This is a genomic window from Paracholeplasma manati (genome assembly GCF_025742995.1).
Lineage (GTDB): Bacteria > Bacillota_I > Bacilli_A > Acholeplasmatales > UBA5453 > Paracholeplasma > Paracholeplasma manati.
Genome location: NZ_JAOVQM010000002.1, coordinates 1 through 17496, shown reverse-complemented (window position 1 = coordinate 17496; position 17496 = coordinate 1). Strand labels below are relative to the sequence as shown.

The 17496-nt window shown below is 40.9% G+C and carries 29 protein-coding genes, 11 tRNA genes and 1 rRNA gene; all 41 read right to left on the bottom strand.

From position 1 onward, the window contains the following. Positions 1-7: 7 nt before the first annotated feature. The 41 genes from infA to rrf all read right to left on the bottom strand — a co-directional run bounded on the left by infA (position 8) and on the right by rrf (position 17479). On the bottom strand, positions 8-226 hold the full coding sequence (gene infA, locus N7548_RS02195; RefSeq protein ID WP_262095476.1) for a translation initiation factor IF-1: 219 nt from the start codon (positions 224-226) through the stop codon (positions 8-10). 12 nt (positions 227-238) lie between these two features. Beyond that, positions 239-988, bottom strand: a complete 750-nt coding sequence (map, locus tag N7548_RS02190) for a type I methionyl aminopeptidase (RefSeq protein WP_263607767.1) — start codon at positions 986-988, stop codon at positions 239-241. Next, on the bottom strand, positions 985-1635 hold the full coding sequence (locus N7548_RS02185; protein WP_263607766.1) for an adenylate kinase: 651 nt from the start codon (positions 1633-1635) through the stop codon (positions 985-987). The genes map and N7548_RS02185 overlap by 4 nt, the downstream gene beginning before the upstream one ends. A 25-nt stretch (positions 1636-1660) precedes the next feature. Next, positions 1661-2962, bottom strand: a complete 1302-nt coding sequence (gene secY, locus N7548_RS02180; RefSeq protein WP_263607765.1) for a preprotein translocase subunit SecY — start codon at positions 2960-2962, stop codon at positions 1661-1663. Position 2963: 1 nt separating this feature from the next. Further along, positions 2964-3401 (bottom strand): 50S ribosomal protein L15, encoded by a 438-nt coding sequence (gene rplO / locus N7548_RS02175; protein ID WP_263607764.1) that lies wholly within the window; start codon positions 3399-3401, stop codon positions 2964-2966. Positions 3402-3415: 14 nt separating this feature from the next. After that, the gene (rpmD, locus tag N7548_RS02170) at positions 3416-3595 is read right to left on the bottom strand and encodes a 50S ribosomal protein L30 (RefSeq protein ID WP_262095471.1); all 180 of its coding nucleotides are present in this window, start codon (positions 3593-3595) and stop codon (positions 3416-3418) included. Positions 3596-3599: 4 nt separating this feature from the next. Next, complete coding sequence (rpsE, locus tag N7548_RS02165; RefSeq protein WP_263607763.1) at positions 3600-4100, bottom strand: 30S ribosomal protein S5; 501 nt, start codon at positions 4098-4100, stop codon at positions 3600-3602. Positions 4101-4111: 11 nt separating this feature from the next. Then, a complete protein-coding gene (gene rplR / locus N7548_RS02160; protein WP_263607762.1) occupies positions 4112-4465 on the bottom strand; it encodes a 50S ribosomal protein L18 in 354 nt (117 codons plus the stop codon). A 12-nt stretch (positions 4466-4477) separates the two neighbouring features. Continuing rightward, on the bottom strand, positions 4478-5020 hold the full coding sequence (rplF, locus tag N7548_RS02155) for a 50S ribosomal protein L6 (RefSeq protein WP_263607761.1): 543 nt from the start codon (positions 5018-5020) through the stop codon (positions 4478-4480). A gap of 15 nt (positions 5021-5035) precedes the next feature. Then, positions 5036-5434, bottom strand: a complete 399-nt coding sequence (rpsH, locus tag N7548_RS02150; protein WP_263607760.1) for a 30S ribosomal protein S8 — start codon at positions 5432-5434, stop codon at positions 5036-5038. Between the two features lie 15 nt (positions 5435-5449). Next, entirely contained in the window at positions 5450-5635 is a 186-nt protein-coding gene (locus N7548_RS02145; protein ID WP_262095466.1) for a type Z 30S ribosomal protein S14, read from the bottom strand. A gap of 11 nt (positions 5636-5646) precedes the next feature. Then, positions 5647-6186 carry a 50S ribosomal protein L5 gene (rplE, locus tag N7548_RS02140; RefSeq protein ID WP_263607759.1) on the bottom strand — a complete coding sequence of 180 codons (540 nt, stop codon included), beginning with the start codon at positions 6184-6186 and terminating at the stop codon, positions 5647-5649. Between the two features lie 14 nt (positions 6187-6200). Then, positions 6201-6542: a 50S ribosomal protein L24 gene (rplX, locus tag N7548_RS02135; RefSeq protein ID WP_263607758.1), complete on the bottom strand. Its 342-nt coding sequence runs from the start codon at positions 6540-6542 to the stop codon at positions 6201-6203. A gap of 10 nt (positions 6543-6552) precedes the next feature. After that, the gene (rplN, locus tag N7548_RS02130) at positions 6553-6921 is read right to left on the bottom strand and encodes a 50S ribosomal protein L14 (RefSeq protein WP_262095463.1); all 369 of its coding nucleotides are present in this window, start codon (positions 6919-6921) and stop codon (positions 6553-6555) included. A gap of 12 nt (positions 6922-6933) precedes the next feature. After that, entirely contained in the window at positions 6934-7188 is a 255-nt protein-coding gene (rpsQ, locus tag N7548_RS02125; protein ID WP_262095461.1) for a 30S ribosomal protein S17, read from the bottom strand. Between the two features lie 11 nt (positions 7189-7199). Further along, on the bottom strand, positions 7200-7388 hold the full coding sequence (rpmC, locus tag N7548_RS02120; protein WP_263607757.1) for a 50S ribosomal protein L29: 189 nt from the start codon (positions 7386-7388) through the stop codon (positions 7200-7202). A gap of 1 nt (position 7389) precedes the next feature. Then, a complete protein-coding gene (gene rplP / locus N7548_RS02115; RefSeq protein ID WP_263607756.1) occupies positions 7390-7806 on the bottom strand; it encodes a 50S ribosomal protein L16 in 417 nt (138 codons plus the stop codon). A 2-nt stretch (positions 7807-7808) separates the two neighbouring features. Then, entirely contained in the window at positions 7809-8510 is a 702-nt protein-coding gene (rpsC, locus tag N7548_RS02110) for a 30S ribosomal protein S3 (RefSeq protein WP_263607755.1), read from the bottom strand. A gap of 11 nt (positions 8511-8521) precedes the next feature. Next, positions 8522-8857, bottom strand: coding sequence for a 50S ribosomal protein L22 (gene rplV / locus N7548_RS02105; protein ID WP_263607754.1), 336 nt, complete (start codon positions 8855-8857; stop codon positions 8522-8524). 14 nt (positions 8858-8871) lie between these two features. Next, positions 8872-9150 (bottom strand): 30S ribosomal protein S19, encoded by a 279-nt coding sequence (gene rpsS, locus N7548_RS02100; protein ID WP_262095457.1) that lies wholly within the window; start codon positions 9148-9150, stop codon positions 8872-8874. Between the two features lie 10 nt (positions 9151-9160). Further along, positions 9161-9991 (bottom strand): 50S ribosomal protein L2, encoded by an 831-nt coding sequence (rplB, locus tag N7548_RS02095; protein ID WP_263607753.1) that lies wholly within the window; start codon positions 9989-9991, stop codon positions 9161-9163. 30 nt (positions 9992-10021) lie between these two features. Then, entirely contained in the window at positions 10022-10309 is a 288-nt protein-coding gene (gene rplW, locus N7548_RS02090; protein WP_263607752.1) for a 50S ribosomal protein L23, read from the bottom strand. Further along, on the bottom strand, positions 10309-10932 hold the full coding sequence (gene rplD, locus N7548_RS02085) for a 50S ribosomal protein L4 (protein WP_263607751.1): 624 nt from the start codon (positions 10930-10932) through the stop codon (positions 10309-10311). Before rplD ends, rplW begins: the two co-directional genes overlap by 1 nt. Positions 10933-10944: 12 nt before the next feature. Continuing rightward, a complete protein-coding gene (gene rplC / locus N7548_RS02080; protein WP_263607750.1) occupies positions 10945-11583 on the bottom strand; it encodes a 50S ribosomal protein L3 in 639 nt (212 codons plus the stop codon). A gap of 38 nt (positions 11584-11621) precedes the next feature. After that, the gene (gene rpsJ / locus N7548_RS02075; protein ID WP_262095451.1) at positions 11622-11930 is read right to left on the bottom strand and encodes a 30S ribosomal protein S10; all 309 of its coding nucleotides are present in this window, start codon (positions 11928-11930) and stop codon (positions 11622-11624) included. Between the two features lie 205 nt (positions 11931-12135). Further along, on the bottom strand, positions 12136-13638 hold the full coding sequence (locus N7548_RS02070) for a putative PEP-binding protein (protein WP_263607749.1): 1503 nt from the start codon (positions 13636-13638) through the stop codon (positions 12136-12138). Continuing rightward, positions 13635-14579 (bottom strand): ROK family protein, encoded by a 945-nt coding sequence (locus N7548_RS02065; RefSeq protein WP_263607748.1) that lies wholly within the window; start codon positions 14577-14579, stop codon positions 13635-13637. The genes N7548_RS02070 and N7548_RS02065 overlap by 4 nt, the downstream gene beginning before the upstream one ends. 109 nt (positions 14580-14688) lie before the next feature. Next, positions 14689-15126, bottom strand: coding sequence for a MarR family winged helix-turn-helix transcriptional regulator (locus N7548_RS02060; RefSeq protein ID WP_263607747.1), 438 nt, complete (start codon positions 15124-15126; stop codon positions 14689-14691). 4 nt (positions 15127-15130) lie between these two features. Then, positions 15131-15979: a DegV family protein gene (locus N7548_RS02055; protein WP_263607746.1), complete on the bottom strand. Its 849-nt coding sequence runs from the start codon at positions 15977-15979 to the stop codon at positions 15131-15133. A 270-nt stretch (positions 15980-16249) separates the two neighbouring features. After that, positions 16250-16325: transfer RNA gene (locus N7548_RS02050), tRNA-Phe, on the bottom strand. Positions 16326-16336: 11 nt separating this feature from the next. Then, positions 16337-16412: transfer RNA gene (locus tag N7548_RS02045), tRNA-Asp, on the bottom strand. A gap of 4 nt (positions 16413-16416) precedes the next feature. Continuing rightward, a tRNA-Met gene (locus tag N7548_RS02040) sits at positions 16417-16493 on the bottom strand. An 11-nt stretch (positions 16494-16504) separates the two neighbouring features. Next, positions 16505-16595: transfer RNA gene (locus N7548_RS02035), tRNA-Ser, on the bottom strand. A gap of 41 nt (positions 16596-16636) precedes the next feature. Further along, positions 16637-16713 (bottom strand) — tRNA-Ile (locus tag N7548_RS02030). A 4-nt stretch (positions 16714-16717) separates the two neighbouring features. Further along, positions 16718-16795, bottom strand: a tRNA-Met gene (locus N7548_RS02025). Between the two features lie 77 nt (positions 16796-16872). Next, a tRNA-Ala gene (locus tag N7548_RS02020) sits at positions 16873-16948 on the bottom strand. 18 nt (positions 16949-16966) lie between these two features. Continuing rightward, positions 16967-17054: transfer RNA gene (locus N7548_RS02015), tRNA-Leu, on the bottom strand. Positions 17055-17078: 24 nt separating this feature from the next. Then, positions 17079-17154: transfer RNA gene (locus tag N7548_RS02010), tRNA-Lys, on the bottom strand. 11 nt (positions 17155-17165) lie between these two features. Next, positions 17166-17241 (bottom strand) — tRNA-Thr (locus tag N7548_RS02005). Positions 17242-17278: 37 nt separating this feature from the next. Then, positions 17279-17354: transfer RNA gene (locus N7548_RS02000), tRNA-Val, on the bottom strand. Between the two features lie 17 nt (positions 17355-17371). Next, positions 17372-17479: ribosomal RNA gene (gene rrf / locus N7548_RS01995) — 5S ribosomal RNA — on the bottom strand. Positions 17480-17496 lie beyond the last annotated feature (17 nt).

The window sequence follows — 17496 nt, the reverse complement described above, 5'->3', positions numbered from 1 at the left end:
TTTCCTCCTACTTTCGGCGATACGTGATTCTGCCGCGTGTTAAATCATATGGTGATAACTCAACTGTAACGCTATCACCAGGTAAAATGCGAATGTTGTTCATGCGGATTTTACCGGATACGTGTGCGAGTACTACATGCCCATTTTCAAGTTCAACTTTAAATTTGGTATTTGGTAGTACTTCGACTACTTTTGCTTGTACTTCAATTAAATCTTCTCTTGCCATAAATAGCCTCCTTTAAAGTTCGGTTAATATTTGATAGCCTGTCTCTGTGATGGCGATCATATGTTCAAAATGTGCGCTTTTCGATTTGTCCATGGTCACTGTGGTCCAGTTATCTTGTAAAATCTTCACGCGTTTTGTCCCAATATTAACCATGGGTTCGACACAGAATGTCATGCCTGGTTTTAATAAGGCACCCATCCCGGGTTGACCGAAGTTTGGGATGTAAGGATCTTCGTGCAATTGTTTACCAATGCCATGGCCTGTGAATTCTTCCACAATGCCGTAACCATACGGTTTGACATAAGCTTCAATCGCAGCGGAAATATCTGATACTCGATTGCCAGGAATCGCTTGTTTGAGCCCCTCATACAAGGATGCAAGCGTAACATCTAACAATTGTTGGTCCGCTTTTGAAATGTTGCCTACTGCGTAAGTCCATGCACTATCGGCGTGGTAACCTTTGTAGTAAACCCCAATATCGAGCGTCACGATGTCGCCTTCTTTTAGAATCATCTTTTCAGATGGAATCCCATGGACAACGACTTCATTGACCGAAAGACAGACAGAACCAGGAAAGCCATGATACCCTTTGAACGACGGTTTGCCGCCTAAGGACACAATATAGTTTTCCGCGATTTCATCCAGTGCTTTTGTTGATATGCCTGGTCTGATATGTTTTTTTACTTCTTCACGAGTGAGGGCAACCATTCGGCCAGCTTCACGCATGATGTCAATTTCTCTTTGTGATTTTAATGTAATCATTTTTTACCATCTAATTCTTCAATAACACGTCTAGACACTTCTTCAATCGAACCTTTACCATCGATACAGAGGATGTTACCTTTACTGCGGTAATATTCAATGATCGGTTGGGTTTGGTCATGATAAATGACTAAACGTTCTTTGGTGATTGCGACAGTATCATCTGGACGTTGAACAAGTGGGGTTTGGTCGTTATCGCAAATCCCTTCAACCATCGGTTTGTTGTTACGCACATGGTATGTTCTACCACAGGTTGGACAAACACGGCGACCGGTAATACGGTCTAGGATGACTTCTTCAGGTGAGTCCAAATAAATGACATAATCGACAGTCCAACCATATTGCATCAAAATATGATCGAAATCTTCCGCTTGTTTTAAGTTACGTGGGTAGCCATCCATGAGGAAGCCTTCCTTAACGTCTCTGGCTTGTAAGCGGATGCGTACGATGTCGTTGGTTAACGAATCGTTGACAAACTTGCCTGCATTGATCTGATTTTGAACAAGTTTCCCAACGGGAGAACCTTTCTTGATTTCGGCGCGAAACATTTCTCCCGTTGAAATATGAGGTATATGATAATGCTTTGTGAGATCACTAGCAAGTGATCCTTTGCCAACGCCCGGTGGGCCCATAATGATTAGTCTCATGGTTCATACCTCTCTCTTGTTTGGCTTAAAATATGCCTTTGTATTCTTGATCGTTTGCTTCTGTTTCAACTTGATTGGTGGTTTCAATCGCAACCCCTACAACGATGAGTAAGGATGTACCCCCGAGGACAATGGCTTGTGATTCTGTAGAGTTGAAGCCGAAGACAATCGATGTAACGATTGGCATAGCCGCAAGAATTACTAAGTACACTGTACCCAATAAGGTAATTTTAAACATCAATCTTGCAATATAATTTTGTGTATCCAAACCTGGTCTAACCCCAGGGATGTAGGCATTGGACTTCGATAGGTTGCCTGCTACTGTTTCTGGATTCAACATCAAGAAAGAATAGAAGAATGTGAACACAACGATGAGTCCGATGTATAATACAAATCCGATTGGTTGTTGATAGTTGAAGATTTGATCCAACCATGAACCCAATGAAGAGGATGTATTTAACCCAAACATACCTGAAATAGATAGTGGAATACTTAAGATTGTGGATGCGAAGATAACCGGGATAACGCCTGCAGTATTTAACTTAATTGGTAAATCTGAGTTGGTTTTGCCTTGACCCGCTTGACGGTTTGCATATTGAATTGGAATTCTTCTTTTTGCAAGTTCAAGGAAAGTGACACCAAGAAGTACTGCTAAGTAAATTAAGATGACTGCGATGAATAGGACAATATCCCATCCACCATTACCATTGGTGATGTATTTACCCCATAATAAGGTAATCATCGAAGGTAATGAGGTGATGATACCAGCTACGATAAGTAAGCTTGTACCATTCCCAATGCCCTTTCTTGTGATTAAGTCTGCGATGTACATTGCGAATGCAGCACCTGCTGTAACCACTAAGGACATGTAAATATATAAGATTGGGGAAGGTGATAGGATGTCTGGTAAGAATTCGCTACCTGCAACCCCTAAACCAAGTAATAATACAAGTGACTGAACGAATGCCAACACTAAACCGAGGATACGGGTTAGTTTGTTGAGCTTTTGTTTACCAGTCTCGCCTTGTTCGCTCCATTCTTTAAGAATAGGCACGATATCCATTTGTAGCATTTGAACTACGATGGACGCCGTAATGTAAGGCGATATACCCATAGCCATGATGGAAAAACGTCCTAATGCATTACCTGTAAAGTTATTTAAAATGGCTAAGAAGTCATTACCGCTGATGAACTCAGAGATGCTTGACGTATCGATGAGCGGGATTGGAATCCAAGTCGTGATACGGAAGATAAATAACAATGCTAGGGTAATACCAATTCTTTTTAAAAGTTGTACGTTTGAAAATATCGCTTTGATACGGTACATGTTAGATTACCTCAGCCGTTCCGCCAGCTTGTTCAATTAAAACAAGGGCTTGTTTAGAGAAGTGGTTTGCTTTGATGGTTAATTTCTTTTCTAACGCACCGTTCGCTAACACTTTAACGCCTGATTGTAATTTACCAATGAGTTTAGTTTCTAATAATAATTCTGGTGTAACGACTGTGCCATCTTCAAACACATTGAGTTGTGTTAAGTTAACAATGGCGAAATCTTTACGGTTAACGTTGGAAAATCCACGTTTTGGAAGACGTTGGAAGAAAGGAATTTGTCCACCTTCAAACCCTAAGCGAGTACCGCCGCCGGTTCTAGCGCCTTGACCTTTTTGTCCTCTACCAGCAGTTTTACCTTGGCCGGTAGCTGTACCACGTCCGAGTCTTTTACGATTCTTACGTGCGCCTGCATTTGGTCTTAATTCATTTAACATTGATGTGTCCCTCCTTACGCGATTTCTTTAACAACCACAAGGTGAGCAATGGTTTTCACCATACCCACGATCGCGTCGTTGGATTCTTTAACTACAGTTTGGTTTAATTTCTTTAATCCCAATGCATGAGCTGTTCTCACTTGATTTGGATTGCGTCCAATTAAAGACTTCTTTAATGTAATTTCTAATGTCATAGTCTTACACCAAGCTTTCTACTGCAACGCCTCTAAGCGCAGCAACGTCTTCTTTTGTCTTCAATGATTCAAGTCCAGCAAATGCTGCTCTAACCATGTTGATTGGAGCTTTGGATCCTAAAGATTTGGATAAAATATTGTGGATACCAGCCAATTCACAAATGGTACGAATCGCACCACCGGCGATGACTCCGGTACCTTCAGCAGCAGGTCTTAAGAATACTTTCCCAGCGCCGAATTCTCCGGTCACTACGTGTGGGATTGTACTGTTGACAACTGCAACTTTAATTAAGTTCTTTTTCGCATTTTCAACCGCTTTTTTGATTGCATCTGGTACTTCTTGAGCTTTGCCTAAACCAAACCCAACAGTCCCATTATGGTCACCAATAACGACTAGTGCTGCGAATCTGAAACGTCTACCACCTTTTACTACTTTAGTTACGCGGTTGATAGCAACCACGCGGTCTTCGAATAATTCGACTTCTTTTTCTCTAACTTTACGCATGATTACCCTCCTTAGAATTTCAATCCAGCTGCTCTAGCTGCTTCGGCCAATGCCTTTACACGTCCGTGGTATAAATAACCACTTCTGTCGAATACGACCTCAGTAACGCCGCCTGCGATAGCGCGTTCTGCGATCAATTTACCAACCGCTGACGCAGTCGCGATGCTAGAACCTTTTAAGTTTAGTTCTTGGCTTCTTGCTGCGAATAAAGTGGTTTGGTTAACGTCGTCAATTAGTTGTGCATAGAAGGCTGTATTAGAGCGATATACACTTAAACGAGGTCTTGCTGCGGTACCAGAAAGAGTTTGACGAATACGTAAATGTCTCTTTTGGCGTGTTACATTGCTTGATTGTTTACTGATCATATATATGCCCTCCTACTTCTTAGCAGTCTTGCCTTCTTTGCGACGAACATTTTCACCTTTGTAACGAATACCTTTACCTTTGTAAGGTTCTGGTTTACGAATAGCGCGAATGTTTGCTGCAAATTCACCAATGACTTGCTTGTCTGCACCTGATAAAATAACTTCTGTATTTTTAGGTAAAGCGACGGTGACACCTTCAGGGATGGCTAATTCAACTAAATGTGAATAACCAGCGTTGATGACCAAAGTCTTACCTTCAATAGACGCTCTGTAACCGACACCGATGATTTCTAAGGATCTAGTAAATCCTGTTGAAACACCTGTGACCATGTTCGCAAGAACGGCTCTTGTGGTACCGTGTAATTTACGGTCGTTATTGATATCAGATTCTCTCTTAATTGTGATTTGATTATTTTCTTGTTCGATGCTTACGCGATCAGAAAATTGAAATGATAAAGTGCCTTTTGGCCCTTTGACTGTGACTAAGTTCCCTTCTCCTACAGTGACGGTAACGCCAGCAGGAACAATAATCACTTTATTACCTATACGTGACATATGTTATCCTCCCTATTACCAAACGTAGGCGAGCACTTCGCCACCGATTTGTTGTTTTCTGGCTTCTCTATCAGTAAGAATGCCTTTTGATGTCGAAATAATCGCAATACCAAGTCCGTTAAGAACTTTAGGTAATTGGCTAGCTTGTGCGTAAACACGTAAGCCCGGTTTCGATATCCTCTTTAAACCTTTAATAACGCGTTCGTTATTAGCGGCGTATTTCAATGTTACTACGAGTGTAGAACCTACTGCTTCATTTTTAGATACATAATCTACAATGAAACCTTCTTGTTTCAAGACATTTAGAATGTCTGCTTTAAGTCTGGATGCAGGGATTTCTACCGTTTCATGACGCATTGAATTCGCGTTGCGGATACGAGTTAGTAAATCCGCGATTGGATCAGTCATAACCATATTATTTCCTCCTTCTTACCAGCTAGCTTTTTTAACGCCAGGTAGTTCGCCTTTATAGGCTAATTCGCGAAAACAAATACGGCAAATTCCAAATTTTTGGTATACTGCGTGCGGACGGCCACAACGTGTGCATCTTGTGTAAGCTTGTGTTGAAAACTTAGCCACGCGTTGTTGCTTCGCAATCATAGATTTTTTAGCCATGTTTATTCTCCTTATTTCTTGAACGGTAATCCAAGGGAAGTTAGTAATGCTTTACCTTCTTCGTCAGATTGCGCCGTTGTTACGATGACAATGTCCATGCCACGTACTTTCTTCACTTTATCGAAATTGATTTCAGGGAAAATGAGTTGTTCTTTGATTCCTAGTGTGTAGTTACCACGACCGTCGAATGCATCTTTAGAGATACCGCGGAAGTCTCTTACACGTGGAAGAGAAACAGAAACTAATTTATCCAAGAAATAGTACATTCTTTCGCCACGTAATGTAACTTTGCAACCGATTGGCATACCTTCACGTAATTTGAAGTTCGCAATGGATTTTCTTGCTTTGGTTACAACTGGTTTTTGACCAGTGATTACGGTTAATTCTTCTACTGCATCGTCGAGTGCTTTAGGGTTTGCTACTGCATCGCCGATACCCATGTTAATAACGATCTTTTCGATCTTTGGTACTTGCATGACGGAAGTGTAGTTGAATGCTTTCATTAATTCGGGTTTGGTGAGGTTATCGTATTTTTCTCTTAATCTACTCATAGTCAAACTCCTTCTTATTTATCAAGGCTTGCGCCTGATTTTTTCGCATAACGGACTTTCTTACCGTCTACGATTTTGTAACCAACGCGAGTTGGAACATTCTTCTTTGGATCGAGAATCATCACGTTAGATACATGGATTGGTGCTTCAACTTCCAAGATTTGACCTTTTTCGTTTTGTTGGGTTGGTCTTTGGTGTTTTTTAACTTTATTGACGCCTTCAACGATGACACGGTCTTCGCTAGGAATTGCTTTTAATACTTTACCAGTTGTTTTGACTTTATTGCCTTTTTTGTCCTTAGAGAACTTGTCTTTACCAGCAATAACAACAACGGTATCTCCAGCTTTAATGTTCATGATGTCCTCCTTATAATACTTCTGGAGCAAGGGATACGATCTTCATGAAGTTCTTATCTCTAAGCTCTCTTGCCACAGGTCCGAAAATACGGGTTCCACGTGGGTTTAAATCTTCTTTAATAATGACAGCTGCATTGTCATCAAATTTGATGTATGAGCCATCTGCGCGTCTTAAGCCAGACACGGTTCTGACGATAACCGCTTTTGCTACGTCACCTTTTTTAACGATGCCGCCTGGCGTTGCTTTTTTAACTGCAACGACAACCACATCGCCGATGTTAGCATAACGACGGCGGGTACCACCTAAAACTTTAATGACTAAGACTTCACGTGCGCCGCTATTATCAGCGACGTTTAATCTAGTTTCTTGTTGAATCATGATAGTCCCTCCTTATTCTGCCTTCGTAACAACTTCTACTAATCTAAAACGTTTAGTAGCGGAAAGTGGTCTAGTTTCCATAATGGTTACTACATCGCCAACTTTCGCAAGATTGTTTTCGTCGTGTGCATGATATTTTTTGGAAACTTTAACACGTTTCCCGTATAAGCTGTGTTTTTTGTATGTGTCAACTACCACTGTGATCGTTTTTTGCATTTTGGTTGATACCACAGTTCCTGTGAACACTTTTCTATTGTTTCTTTCCATAGTATCCTCCTTTATTCGCTACGTTCACTAATGATTGTCTTCATTTGTGCAATTAATTTTCTAACTTGTCTTATGCGTGCGGTATTTTCTAATTGACCAACAGCTAGTTGAAAACGTAAGTTGAATAATTCAATTTTTAATTCGTTGATGCGTTTGTTTAAGTCAGCTGTGCTGATTTTACGAATTTCAGTCGCTTTCATATTATTGGTCACCTACCTTACGAATAATCTTTGTGGAAACCGGAAGTTTATGGGAAGCAAGTCTTAATGCTTCATGAGCGATTTCGTCAGAAACACCTGCAACTTCGAACATGATTTTGCCAGTCTTAACAACAGCAACCCATGAATCTGGTGCACCTTTACCGGAACCCATACGTACTTCTAGTGGTTTTTTAGTTTTTGCTAAATGAGGGAAAATGTTGATCCATACATTACCTGTACGTTTCATATGTCTTGTGATTGCAATACGGGCAGCTTCGATTTGACGGTTTGTAATCCAAGCACCTTCAGTAGCTTGTAAACCCCAGTTGCCGTGTTGTAATTCAAGATTACCTTTTGCCTTTCCTTCATAACTTACGCGATGAGGACGGCGGAATTTAGTTCTTTTTGGCATTAACATAATTACTTGCCTCCTTTACTGCGCTTGTCTCTTCTTGGTGCAGCTTCAGATCTAACTTTTTGACCAGGTAGAACTTCGCCTTTGAAAATCCATACTTTAACGCCTAACTTACCATAAGTGGTGGTCGCTTCTGCAGTTGCATAATCGATGTCAGCACGTAAAGTGTGTAGAGGCACGCGGCCTTCTGAATAGCCTTCGCTACGAGCGATTTCAGCACCGCCAAGACGTCCAGACACAAGTGTCTTAACCCCTTTAGCACCCGCTTTTAATGCTCTTTGCATAGCCATCTTTTGCACACGGCGGAAAGATGCACGGTTTTCTAATTGTTCAGCAATGCTTTGCGCAACGAGTTCTGCATTGAGTTCTGAACGTTTGACTTCAACGACGTTAAGGATGATTTCCTTTTTAGTCATGTGTTCAAGTGTTTTAACTGCTTTGTTTTTGGATTCTGCATCTCTACCGATGACAACGCCAGGTTTAGCGGTGTATAAAGTGACTTTCACTCTATCTTTAGCTTTACCTTTAAGACGTTCGATTTCGATTTGAGAAACGGAAGCCTTTTTGAAAGTGTCTTTTAAATACTTTCTGATTTCAATATCTTCTTTTAAAAGAGCCGGAACTTGATTTTTTTCTGCATACCATTTCGCATCCCAATTACGGGTAATCCCCATGCGTAAGCCGACTGGACTAACTTTTTGACCCATCGTATATCCTCCTAAACTCTTTCTGCCACAACGATTGTGATGTGGCTCGTCTTTTTAACGATAATGTTGCCTTGTCCTTTGGAATTAGGCATCATTCTCTTCATGCGTACGCCTTCATTGACGAACGCCTCTTTGATGTATAAGTTGTTTACATCCATGTTGTAGTTATGATCTGCGTTTGCGACTGCACTGTTAAGCACCTTTAAAATAATTGGAGCGGCAGCTTTAGGGGTATATTTCAAAATAGCTTGTGCTTCTTTGATTTCTAAACCCTTGATGAGATCAATCACTAGTCTTGCTTTTCTTGGTGCAATACGCACCGTATTTGCCATAGCTCTAGATTCCATATTAACCTCCGTCATTATTTCTTAGCTGCTTTCTTGTCAGCGCCGTGTCCACGGAAAGTACGTGTAGGTGAGAATTCACCTAGTTTGTGACCAACCATGTCTTCTGTGATGTATACAGGTACATGTTCTCTACCGTTATATACTGCAATCGTTAATCCTACAAAGTCAGGGAATACGGTTGAACGTCTTGACCAAGTTTGGATTACTTTGTTATCTTTTGCCTTTTTAGCTGTTCTTACCTTATTTAATAGGTAATCGTCACAAAAAGGACCTTTTTTAATTGAACGTGCCATGTTTACCCTCCTACTTTGTACGACGTCTTACGATTAAATCGTTCGATGCCTTCTTAGAATCTCTTGTCTTAATACCGCGACCAGGTTTACCCCAAGGTGTCATTGGTGATTTTCTACCGACTGGGTTCTTACCTTCACCACCACCGTGTGGGTGATCGTTCGGGTTCATAACAGCACCACGGACAGTTGGGCGGATACCCATGTGTCTAGTACGGCCTGCCTTACCAATTCTGACAAGTTCGTAAGTTTCGTTACCAACTTCACCAACGGTTGCGCGGCAAGTACCTAAAATCTTTCTCACTTCGCCAGAGCTTAAGCGAACAAGGACATAGCGTTCTTCTCTACCTAAGATTTGTGCGGAAGTACCAGCGGAACGGACCAATTGTCCACCTTTACCAGGGTGTAATTCAATGTTATGAATGACAGTACCTACTGGGATATTGAAAATAGGCAATGCGTTACCAGTCTTGATGTCTGCATGTTCACCGGATTCGATGGACATACCAACTTCTAAGCCTTTTGGCGCGATGATATAACGCTTTTCACCATCTACATAGTTGATCAAAGCGATATTTGCACTTCTGTTTGGATCGTATTCGATTGTTGCAACCTTACCTACGATACCATCTTTGTTTCTCTTGAAATCAATTACACGATATTTGCGCTTAGCGCCGCCACCTTGATGACGAACAGTAATCTTACCTGAGTTATTACGTCCACCATTTTTGTGAATTGGCTCGAGTAGTGATTTTTCAGGAGTGGATGTTGTGATTTCTTCGAACGTTAAAACGCTCATGTTGCGGCGTCCAGCGGACGTCGGCTTATAAACTTTAACCGCCATAGTTAATTCTCCTTTAACATTTCACTAATCTTAAACTGTGAATTGGTCAATCTTTTGACCTTCAGCTAGTTTTACGATTGCTTTTTTGTATGCTTGTTTGTAACCTTCGTATTTGCCCATTCTCTTGAACTTAGGTAATACGTTTACGGTGTTGACTCTGACTACTGTCACATTGAAGATAGCTTCTACAGCTTTTTTGATTTCCACTTTGTTTGCTTTACGATCGACTTCGAAAGTATAAGCGTTTTGGGATTCAATCAACTTAGAAGATTGTTCAGTGATGATTGGAGCTTTGATAATGTCGTAATATTTAGTCATTATGCAAGCACCTCCTCGAAGTATTGAACTGCATTTTGAGTTAATAATAATTGTTTGCAGTTTAATAAGTCATAAACACTCGCGTGAGAAGCTTGAACTAGCATAACATTCGGTAGGTTGCGTGCTGCTAAGAACACACTGTCTGCGAATACTGTGTCAACGATCAATACTTTTTCAGTAATGTTTAACTTGCTTAATAATGCTGCGAATTCTTTGGTCTTAGCTTGTTCAACGGCTAATGCGTCAACAACGACTAAAGAGTTATTTGCTTGATGATAAGATAATGCAGAACGCATTGCAAGTTGAGCAACTTTTCTGTTTACTTTAACATCGTAGCTTCTAGGTGTAGGACCGAATACGATACCACCATGTCTCCATTGTGGGCTTCTTGTAGACCCTTGACGAGCTCTACCAGTACCTTTTTGTTTCCAAGGTTTTTTACCACCACCGGAAACTTCAGCACGTGTTTTAGTATCGTGAGTCCCTTGACGCATTGCTGCTCTTTGAGCGTTAACAACGTCATATAATGCTTGGTTATGTGGGGCAATACCGAATACATAATCATTTAATGTAAGGTCAGTTACTTTTGAACCTTGTTGATTTAATACTTGTAATTTAGGCATCTTGGTTCCTCCTTACTTAATACTCTTGATGGCAGTTCTAACGACGACTAAACCATTGTTTGGTCCAGGTACGCTACCGCTAACAAGTAGTACTTCTCTTTCGGCGTCAAATGCTACGACAGCTAAGTTTTGAACTGTAACTTGTTCAGCACCCATATGCCCTGGTAGATTTTTACCTTTCATGTTGCCTTTGATGGCACCCATCGAACCTGGTGAACGGTGATACATCGAGCCGTGTCCCATTGGTCCTCTGCTTTGATTGTGGCGTTTGATAACACCGGCGAAACCTTTACCTTTTGAAGTACCAGTAACGTCGATCAATTCGCCTGCTTTGAAAATATTTCCAGAAACGACAGTCCCAACCGCTAAATCCGCTAATTCGTTAAGCGTTTCGTTAAAGCGAATTTCTTTAATGAAGCGCTTAGGTGCTGTGTTAGCTTTTGCGACGTGCCCTTGTTCTGGCTTGTTGCTTAATTTTTCCCTTTTGTCTTCGAAACCGATTTGGGTCGCAACGTATCCGTCAGTTTCAACAGTTTTTTGTTGAAGCACTACGTTTTGAGCAACATCGATCACAGTTACAGGGACTAGTTGACCATCTGCATTCCAGATTTGGGTCATACCTAATTTTCTACCTAAGATTCCTTTGGCCATGTTTCTTTCTCCTTTTTAGTCTTTGTTTGTTTTACTACTTACTTCTTTAACACGATATCAACACCAGAAGGTAAGTCGATATGCATTAAAGCTTCAATTGTTTGTGCATTTGGATCCAAGATTTCGATTAATCTCTTGTGAGTACGACGTTCGAATTGTTCACGTGAATCTTTGTTGACGTGTGGGGAACGTAGAATGGTGAAAATTTCTTTTTCAGTTGGTAGTGGAATTGGACCATGTACCTTTGCACCAGTCTTGGTTACGCTTTCGATAATCTTCTTCGCGGATTGATCAATTAGTCTGTGATCATATGCCTTTAAACGAATTTTGATAACTTCTTTTGCCATTTTTAAAATGTCTCCTTTCGCCTATAATCTTGTCATAGACTTGCTCCATGGAAAAACCCTTCACATAGACAACGGCTATCCGTGTGCCGACAACCTTCCATTTCACAGCCTTTTGCTTGTGCGTAAGCGTATCTATTATATGATAAACAAAAAGAATATGCAACCCTTTTTGCACATTATTTTGAAATAATCGCTATTTTGGGTGTCATATTCTGGTTTTGGATTGCTTAATAATTTGTTTCGCTTCTTTTAAAAATGGCATCGGAATACTGTAAGCGTGGATATTTTTTTCTAGCATCATCGCCAATGCCACAGGTCTACTGGCAATATCCCCACAAACGGTACATGGGATTTGATGGTGTTTTGCAAATTGATCGATTTCCTCAATGGCTTTTACCATCATTTTTGCATAGGTTAACTCGTCCATCACTGAACTGCGGTCGATTTGAAATAAACTTTTACCCAAATCGTTAGAACCGATAGACAGGAAGGCTGCTTGTGTAAAGTCGGATAAATGCATGAAAGCTTCTTCCGTTTCAATCATGACTCCCACAGGCGGTAGTGGTCTAGAAAACCCAAATTTGTGATGGAGTTTTTCTAAAAGCGACGTCACAGCTAATAAATCCGCTTTACCTTTCACCATTGGAATCATGATTTTAAGGTTATCGTATGACTCATTTAAAACGAGTAAAGCCGATAATTGTTCCACAAATGGTTTTTCATAGGTGATGAAATAATCCGATACACCACGTTGAAGTGGACCTAAGTTTAAAGGATTCTTATCATCCCCAAAATCATAAGTGCGTATGATGACTGGTTTTGGGTAAAATTGTTTCAAAAATTGGCCATAAACTTCTACTTGTTTATCTACACTCGGAAATGCATTCTTCTGAAAGTAGAGGAATTCTGATCGATATAAGCCGATCCCGTCGGATGCTTCCACATAGCGGGGATCGATGAGTGTTTCACCAGATACATTCAAGTATAAACGTTTTGGATGGTGGGTTTGCTTAAGATCATTGTTGGCATCTGCTTGTGACTTTAACCAACCTTCGACCTCTTTTTTAGATGGATTTAGTATCAATTTCGAGTGATAACCATCCATGAATATATACTGGTTAGCATCAATCGCGACATCATTCACCACCATCACGGGAATGTTACGTTCTTTTGCAAGAATAACCCCATGGGATAATCCGCTGCCCTCTTTGACTAAAATGCCGTGAATATATGGTTCATATTCAAACAAATAAGAGGGGTATAGGACCTCTACTACTAGGATGATGGGTTCTAAAATACGTTGTTTTACTTTTTGATCTAAAGCTAGATACAAGCGTTCACTCAAATCCGCGACATCGTGGATCCTTTCTTTAAGATAGGGATCCTCTACTTGTGAAAGGGTATCGATGTAATTTTGTATCGCTGATTTAAATGCTTCTTTAGCAGCCAAATGTTTTGTTCGGATTTTTTGCTTGACCTCATTTTCAAGCAGTTGATCTAACAATATAGCTTGTTGAAATCCAATGATTTCATCACTGCTTTGTTGTGTTTTGAGGCGTTCAAGTGTGTCATATACAGCCCGTTTGGTTTCGATAAAGTGCTGTATTTCGATCAACGCATCGCTGGCTTTGTTGTTATCTGTAACAGATTTTTCAATGGTAAATGCTTTGCCATAACCAATGCCAGCGGATAAAACCGAACGGATCATTTGTTTAAGCCTGCAATGATCAGATACGCGGCACCGAACATGCCTGCATCATTACCTAAAGTTGCTAATTCAAACTGCATATTACGAAGTGCCGAAAAGGCATAGTTTACATAGTGTTTTTTGATGGCGTCAATCAGGATTTGTCCCGCATTCGCAATCCCACCACCGATGAAAAAGGCTTTCGGATCTGTGGTTGCTGCTAAGGTTGCACAGGTTTGCCCTAAGTATTGACCTACTTTATCCACCACAGCCAGAGCCAAAGTATCGCCTTCTTTTGCTGCATTAAAGATACGCTTTGGAGATAAGGTCTCATCATCGACCAATGTGGTTTTGAGGTTCTTTTCTAAAATGAGTTTACGTGCTCTCGCGTTGATGCCACGGATAGCAACTTCTGTTTCTAAACACCCATAAAGCCCACAAGTACAAAGTTGTGGTTCATTGTGTTCTGCACGGATGTGGCCGATTTCACCACCAGCACCATGCGCACCATCGATGACTTTACCATGGGCGATGATACCGCCACCCACACCTGTACCTAAGGTAATAAATACGATGTCACCATCGATTTTTTGTTGCCAATATTCACCTGCAGCAGCGACGGTTGCGTCATTACCGGCTTGAACCAGCACATTTTTACCATACGCACGAATGAATGCTTCATCCACTGCGACATTTTCCCAACCAAGGTTAACACATTTGATTGCGACATTGTTGACGACAGGTCCGGGTAAACCAAAACCGAAGCCCAAAATATCGTCATCGTTTAAGGATTTGAGTTCTACAAATTTACGAATACTGTCAGCAACATCACTTAAAATATTACCGCCATGATTACGTAAATCGGTCGGAATACTCCAGGATTCTAAGAGATTACCATCTTGATTTAAAAAGCCAATTTTTACCGATGTGCCACCGACATCAACGCCAAATACATATTTCATATGATCACCTATATTTCTATGATTTTTGTTCAAATTCATTATAACATGAAGGCTTTGTAAAGTCATTAAGACGAAAAAAAGAATACCCGAGAAAGGGTATTCTTCACGATTAATATTTGGATTTAAAATAGTTGCTGATGTTTTCTAGAGATTTGACCAAAGCTTCGTCTTTTTCTAACTCTAAATCCGCCATGACCGATTCAATCATTTCATCATGGAATCCATCATGAATATGTAAAGTTTCGAGGGCTGAATCTGTAAGCTGTAATAACACTTTTCGTTTGTCATCCTTCGCACGGTTTCTCGTCACATATTTTTTTCTGACCAAAACATCGATGGACGTGGTTAAAGTACCTAGCGTAATTCTAAGTCTTTTCGCAACATCACCCATGGTTTTGGTTGGTGAATTTTTGATTGCTTCTAATACATGGACTTCACTCATGGATAGTTTTACACCACGTTCTCTGAGCGTTTGTCCTTCAATCGATAATATGTGGTTAAACACTTCGACTAACAATTCATTTATTACATCTTTTGCACGACTCATCTACTTACCTCACTATATAACCGACACCTAAAGTACCTGGGCCAGCATGGGCACCGACGACTGGTGTGAGTGGCACCAATTCGACTTTAACATCGGAACGTTGTTCTAAAATCAAGTTTTTAATGACTTCTGCATCCGATTTGTTATTGGTATAAGCGATAAAGATGTCTACTTTCTTGCCTTGGATATCTCCAACAAGAATTTCCAACAATCTTTCTCTCGCTTTGGACGTTGTACGAATCTTTTCAAGGGGTACCAAAGTACCTTCTGGAAGGACATGTAATAAAGGTTTAATCTTTAATAATGTGCCTAAGAACCCTGAAGTGGCTGACAAACGACCATTCTTAACAAGATACTTTAAAGTATCTACCAATACATAAATCTTGATGCTACTTCTTAAAACTTCTAATCTTTCTGCGATTTCTTTTGCAGATTTACCAGCGCTGATTAAATCAATCGCTTCTTGTACTAAATACACTTCACCTTGGGATACACTTCTAGAGTCAACGACATGTACGTTGATACCATCCACCATCGACGCTGCTAACACTGCACCTTGGTATGTACCTGAAAGTTTGGATGAAATCGTAATCGCGATGACATCGGTGTAGCCTTCTTCAATAAATGATTCATACACTTCTGCGATTTTTCCTGTTGGGGTTTGAGACGTAGAAATAGCGATGTCAGGGTTGTTGACAACCGTTGCATAAAAATCATCTGCTGTAATATCTACGAAATCTTCATATTCTTTACCACCTAAGTTTAATGTAGAATGGATCACTTTAACAGGGTAACTCAACTTAAGATAATCCACACCAGAGTTCCCACAAACCATAATACCAATTTTTGACATAAATTTCTCCTTATTGTTTTGATATTCAAACTACTCATGTCAATATCATAACATAACTATGGTTTATGTCAATACATATACGTTATAAATAAGAAATAAGTCTTTATTGCTAAATAATCAGTAAAAACTCTAGATATACGACCAAATTGATTATAACAAAATTACTTGAAAATGTATCTTAAAAACATCATTTTCGATAATTCTCCCCCATAAAATAAAAAAACCATCGAAATGGTATTTATGTAAACAGCTATGCTGAGGTGTGTTAAGTGGTGGCTCCGGGCGGAGTTGAACCGCCGACACACGGATTTTCAGTCCGTTGCTCTACCTACTGAGCTACAGAGCCAAGCCAAATAATGGCGGTCCGGACGGGAATTGAACCCGCGATCTCCAGTGTGACAGACTGGCATGTTAACCACTACACCACCGGACCAAATTGGTTGCGGGAGAAGGATTTGAACCAACGACCTCCGGGTTATGAGCCCGACGAGCTACCAGACTGCTCTATCCCGCGATATTTAATAATGGCGGAGAAAGAGGGATTCGAACCCCCGCGCCTTTTACAGCCTGTCGGTTTTCAAGACCGATCCCTTCAGCCGGACTTGGGTATTTCTCCTTGCCAATTATTGATTGGATTAAATTTTTTAAAACAGGGTTTGGTGGACCCGGTAGGACTCGAACCTACGACCAACCGGTTATGAGCCGGTGGCTCTAACCAACTGAGCTACGGGTCCAAATTGGTAGCGGCGGGGGGACTTGAACCCTCGACCTTACGGGTATGAGCCGTACGCTCTAAACCAGCTGAGCTACACCGCCATGTCCTGTGTTGGGTAAACCAAAGTTATGATGTTACTATATACGAAAAGTGTATTTCTACACTCTAATAATTAAAATGGTGGAGCTTAACGGGATCGAACCGTCGACCTCCTGCGTGCAAAACAGGCGCTCTCCCAGCTGAGCTAAAGCCCCACTTTAATAAAATTGAGTTGGTACCTAGAGTCGGACTTGAACCGACACGGACTCATCGTCCATGGGATTTTAAGTCCCACGTGTCTACCTATTTCACCATCCAGGCATTTGTTGTTGGTAAACTTAAGAATGGTGTCCCGTAGAAGGCTCGAACTTCTGACCCCTTGATTAAAAGTCAAGTGCTCTACCGACTGAGCTAACGGGACAACTTTGCAAATGGTGCCGAAAACAGGACTTGAACCCGCAACCCCCTGATTACAAGTCAGGTGCTCTACCAGTTGAGCTATTTCGGCTTAGATCACTTGCATAGATTTCAAGTAAGTAAGTTTATGGTGGGGGATGACGGGCTCGAACCGCCGACCCTCTGCTTGTAAGGCAGATGCTCTCCCAACTGAGCTAATCCCCCTTATGGGGTTGAGAATTGCCTGGCAACGTCCTATCTTCGCACATTGTACTATTTTCGGCGCTGAAGTGCTTAACTTCTGTGTTCGGGATGGGAACAGGTGTGTCCACTTCGCCATCGTCACCAGACATCTCTCAAAACTAGA